This is a genomic window from Hominilimicola sp., from assembly GCF_046972485.1.
Classification (GTDB): Bacteria; Bacillota; Clostridia; order UBA1381; family UBA1381; genus Hominilimicola; species Hominilimicola fabiformis.
The window spans coordinates 1-4,592 of the sequence record NZ_JBKVWU010000153.1 but is presented as its reverse complement, the minus strand read 5'-3'; the positions used below and the strand labels follow the sequence as shown (position 1 = coordinate 4,592).

General features: G+C 36.5%; 6 protein-coding genes and 3 pseudogenes. 2 read left to right on the top strand and 7 right to left on the bottom strand.

Going from position 1 to position 4,592, the window contains the following annotated elements:
- Window positions 1–159: 159 nt before the first annotated feature.
- Together ACLTU0_RS10915 and ACLTU0_RS10910 are read left to right on the top strand one after the other, a co-directional pair.
- Entirely contained in the window at window positions 160–348 is a 189-nt protein-coding gene (locus ACLTU0_RS10915; RefSeq protein WP_412322463.1) for an AraC family ligand binding domain-containing protein, read from the top strand.
- Window positions 349–392: 44 nt separating this feature from the next.
- Window positions 393–1,244, top strand: coding sequence for an aldose 1-epimerase family protein (locus ACLTU0_RS10910; protein ID WP_412322461.1), 852 nt, complete (start codon window positions 393–395; stop codon window positions 1,242–1,244).
- Window positions 1,245–1,290: 46 nt separating this feature from the next.
- Here ACLTU0_RS10910 and ACLTU0_RS10905 read toward each other — a convergent pair.
- The 7 genes and pseudogenes from ACLTU0_RS10905 to ACLTU0_RS10875 all read right to left on the bottom strand — a co-directional run.
- Window positions 1,291–1,704, bottom strand: a pseudogene (locus tag ACLTU0_RS10905) (DUF3830 family protein).
- A gap of 12 nt (window positions 1,705–1,716) precedes the next feature.
- Window positions 1,717–2,220: an amidohydrolase family protein gene (locus ACLTU0_RS10900; protein ID WP_412322459.1), complete on the bottom strand. Its 504-nt coding sequence runs from the start codon at window positions 2,218–2,220 to the stop codon at window positions 1,717–1,719.
- Window positions 2,221–2,226: 6 nt separating this feature from the next.
- A complete protein-coding gene (locus ACLTU0_RS10895) occupies window positions 2,227–2,505 on the bottom strand; it encodes a hypothetical protein (protein WP_412322457.1) in 279 nt (92 codons plus the stop codon).
- Window positions 2,506–2,555: 50 nt separating this feature from the next.
- Complete coding sequence (locus ACLTU0_RS10890) at window positions 2,556–2,870, bottom strand: ABC transporter permease (protein WP_412322455.1); 315 nt, start codon at window positions 2,868–2,870, stop codon at window positions 2,556–2,558.
- 17 nt (window positions 2,871–2,887) lie between these two features.
- A pseudogene (locus ACLTU0_RS10885) lies at window positions 2,888–3,405 on the bottom strand (ABC transporter ATP-binding protein).
- Window positions 3,406–3,743: 338 nt separating this feature from the next.
- Window positions 3,744–3,947, bottom strand: coding sequence for a DUF1858 domain-containing protein (locus ACLTU0_RS10880; protein WP_022229254.1), 204 nt, complete (start codon window positions 3,945–3,947; stop codon window positions 3,744–3,746).
- 16 nt (window positions 3,948–3,963) lie between these two features.
- A pseudogene (locus tag ACLTU0_RS10875) lies at window positions 3,964–4,592 on the bottom strand (hypothetical protein); the annotation flags it as partial.

The following is a 4,592-nucleotide window of genomic DNA, read 5'->3' as shown; positions in this document are numbered from 1 at the left end:
ATATATTGAACAATAGAATTTATTTTTTAGACATATTGACTTTTTTAATACACAATGATAAAATCATCAATGTTAGAGGGAATATGTAATGAACGGCGATAATTTCATTTCCGAAAAATTTTTTATATAAATGAAAGCACAGTTAATCGTAACCGGGATATGGAAAATTTCCATTATCATAATTCATTTGAGATTTATTATTTGGTGTCAGGCAATCGTAAAATGCTGGTTGAGGACAGAGTTTATGAGCTTTGCACATCCGATATTGTTTTAATCAATCCAAATATTCTCCACAGAAATATGGTCAGCGGTGCTCATTTGCGTATCAATATTGTCTTTGCAGTTTAAAAAGGATAACGATATTGATTAATAATATATTAAGGAGAAAACATATGAATAACATTTTTCTGAAAAACAATAATTTAACAGTAAAAATTTCAACTTTGGGTGCGGAAATTCAAAGTCTGAAGAAAAGTGAAAAAGAGTACATTTGGGAAGGAAATCCCGATATATGGGAGGGTCATTCACCGATATTATTTCCGATTTGCGGAAAGCTTGCAGACAACAAGTTTATAATTGACGGCAAGGAATTTTCTTTGAATATGCACGGTTTTGCCAAAAAAAGTGTATTTGAAATTGAAAAATCCATAGACACGGAGGTCATATTCTTACTTAAAGAAAGTTCCGATACACTAAAACATTATCCTTTTCACTTTGAACTGAGAATTATATATACGTTAAAAAATGACAGTATACATATTAAGTATTCGGTGACAAACACTGACACAAAAACAATGTATTTTTCAATCGGTGCCCATGAGGCATATGCGTGTGACGGAGGCATAGAAAACTACTCGCTCGTTTTTGACACTTGCGAAAGTTTTGAAACTCTGCTCCTCAATGATGGTTTTCTAAATCATAAAGTACAAAAAATCACTGATGATTCTTGTGAACTCCCTTTAAAATACAGTTATATGGAATTCGACACTTTGATATTCAGTAATCTGAAATCAAAAACTGTTAAGCTAAAAAACAATATTACAGGCGATACGGTAGCTATTGATTTTTCTGATTTTAAAAATCTGCTTTTATGGACAATTCCAAACGCTCAATATATATGTATCGAACCATGGAACGGTCTTCCCGATTATGTTGACAGTAATCACAATATAGCTGAAAAAACCGATATTATCTCACTATCCGGCGGACATGTTTTTGAATGTGTACATACATTAACATTTTAAATAACCCAAAAGGTCGGTGCATTATGCACCGACCTTTTCTATAAATTTATAATATTGAAATTTCAACAGTTTCTGCACCGTTATATAAAATTTCTCTGCCAATATCCATAAGTTTTTCTTTACCCTCTGTTATAGTCAAGAAATGATTGCCTGCAAGCTCACCGGCTTTACTTCCGAAGTGGCAACAGCCATATGCCAACATCATTTCAGTTTCACTTACACCGCCGGGATACAAAACCATTTCTCCTACTTTCGGATATGTCGTTGCGTTTTCAGGAGGAAGTCCTGTTTTTGTATCTCCGTACGGAATTCAAACAGCCTCACCACTCCAACGAACATGAATTATTTTATTTTTTATCGGCAACATTTTTTTGAAAAATTCACAAGTAAGCGGTGCTTTTTCTTCTTCCAAAACTGCCTTTAATTCTTCTTTGCCTATTTTAAATTTAAGTTCCGTCATAAGATTACTCCTTTATTCATAGCACAAACCAAACGGTTTTGCACTTACAAATTGACCGGTTCCGCTTTTACCTACATATTTTCCGCAATCTGCAACAAGTTCACTGCGAAGAAAAACTTTATCCGGTCTGCCCTTTTGTTTCATACCTTCATATGTAGAATAATCAACGCCTTGCAAACTGTCCGCATTTGTAAATACACCCTCATATTCAGGATCAAATATAACAATATCCGCATCCGAACCCGGAGCAATAACACCCTTTTGCGGATATATTCCGTTTATTTTTGCAGGATTTGTGCAACAAAGCTCAACGTATTTCTGACGTGATATTTTTCCCGTTTCAACACCGTATGTCCAAATCACATTCATTCTGTCACCCATACCCGGCGCACCGTTAGGAATATTCACAAAATTATCTTTACCTTGATGTTTATTGTCTTTCCAGTTAAATCCGCAGTGATCAGAACTGATTACATTCAAATATCCTTTTTCAACTGCTCCCCACAATGCGTCCAAATGCTCTTACGAACGAAGTGCCGGTGAGCAAACATATTTTGCGCCTTCAAAATTCGGCTTTGCAAGATTATCTGTTGTAAGTGTTAAGTAGTGTGTACACGTTTCTCCGAAAATAGGATAACCGTCTGCATAAGCATCTCTGATTGCCTCCATTGCCCCCTTAGCAGTTACGTGAGCAACATACAACGATGCTTTAGCAAGCTTAGCCAGTAAAATCGCTCTTTCAGTTGCCTCAACTGCTACAACAGGCGGTCTTGAAACCGCATGTCCGTATGGTTCTGTCATTCCCTTTGCAAGACCTTCTTCTTCATAATCTTTTCCTCCATTCTTTTTTCTTAATTATTTTCAACTACTGCTGATATACCTGTCTTTTTCCATTTGAATAACTTCTTTTCAAGGAAAGAAAGTAGGAAGTAAATAACAAGGTATTCGGCAGCAATAAGAAACATTGCCATAAACATATCCGAAACTCTGAACCAGTTTTTAGAGTCTACTATGATATATCCTAAACCTATATCCGAACCCATCATTTCTGCAACTACCAAACCCGAAAATGCAAGTGCCAGGCTTGTTTTCATACCTGAAATGATACTCGGAAATGCCGCTTTAAATGTAATTCTTTTAAATATCTGCCATTGGTTTGCTCCCAAACTCATTGCCGCTCTTATCAATACGGGATTAATACTGTTAATTCCCTCTTGCGTATATGGTCAAGCGCCGAAAAAGGCTCGTCCATTAACAATATTCTCGGATTATTTGCAAGTGCTCTTGCTATTCCGACTCTCTGTCTCATACCGCCTGAAAGGCTGTCCGGATAATAATCCTTATATTTTTCAAGTCCTATCATTTTGATATACTTCATTGCAATTTCTTCTGCATTCAGGTCTTTTCTTACCGATGGACCAAATGCTACATTCTGCAATACTGTGTACCACGGATATAACGCGTATTCCTGAAATACAATCCCCCTCCGTGTATCATATTTTTATCGAGATACAAGGCTCCGTAATCCGGTACAGTGTATCCGGCAAGAAGATTTAGGAGTGTACTTTTACCGCATCCGCTTTTACCCAAGATACAGACAAATTCGTTATCTTCGATTTTAAGACTTATGTCTTCATGTACTCGCTTTCTTCCGCCACTACTCTGTGGAAATTCTTTTGTTACCTTATCAATCCTTAGCATTTGACTCACCTCATCTTTTAATACAAAAAGCGATGGCTGCGTTTTTTATGACGCCTTTGCCATCGCTTTCTATTTGTTTATTTGTTGAATTTATTATAGCAATTGAACGTATTATGTTATAGTATACTCTGCACAAAAACCGACACTTTATTTAAACATTTCATACAATGATAAATGTTTTATCATTGACGGTACATTTTTTTTGATACACATTGGTAATAGTTCGCATATAATAATTTTCTCACATTTTGTCGTATAATTCAATCTAAATCATATATATGTTCACTTTTATAAAAAAAATAACCGTAGCATAAGCTACGGTTATCTGCTTTAAATTATTACTTTGAAGCCAAGAAGTCATTAATCTTCTTTACAAGTTCGTCAGCGTCAACGCCGTGAACCATGCAAGCTTCCTCAAGTGATTCGCCCTGTGATGCCGGGCAGCCAAGGCAGTGCATTCCGATACCCATTAGTATTGGAGCGATTTCTTCATCTATGCTTAAAGCCTCACCGATTAGAGTCTTTTTTGTTACTTGTGCCATTATTGTTTCCTCCTTTTTATATATTAAAACATTCTTCAAATTCTTGACCGTCAATAGTTTCCTTTTCAAGAAGTTTTTCAGCCACTCGTGTAAGTACAGCCATATTTTCAGTAAGAATTTGTTCAGTTTTCCGGTATTGTAAAGTCATTATATGCTTTACTTCCGCGTCAATATCTGCGGCTGTTTTTTCGGAATATGCTTTTGAGTGTGCAAAATCACGTCCGATAAACACTTCGCCGCCGTCATCATACGATACAGGGCCGATTGCCTCTGACATACCGTATTTTGTAACCATTTGACGTGCTATGTCAGTTGCACGCTGAATGTCACTTGACGCGCCTGTGCTGATGTCGTCCATTGTAAGTTCTTCGGCTACTCTGCCGCCAAGCATTACAATTATTCTGTCCAACATTTCATTTTTTGATGTGTACATTTTATCTTCATCAGGCACATACATCGTATATCCGCCTGCTCTGCCACGCGGTATTATTGACACCTTATGAATATGCGATGTTTTATCGACAAGTTTTGCCAAAACAGCATGACCTGCCTCGTGAAATGCCGTAAGTTTCTTTTCTTTTTCGGTAATAATTCTCGAACGTTTTTCCGTTCCCATCATTACTTTTATGTTTGCGTCCTCAATAT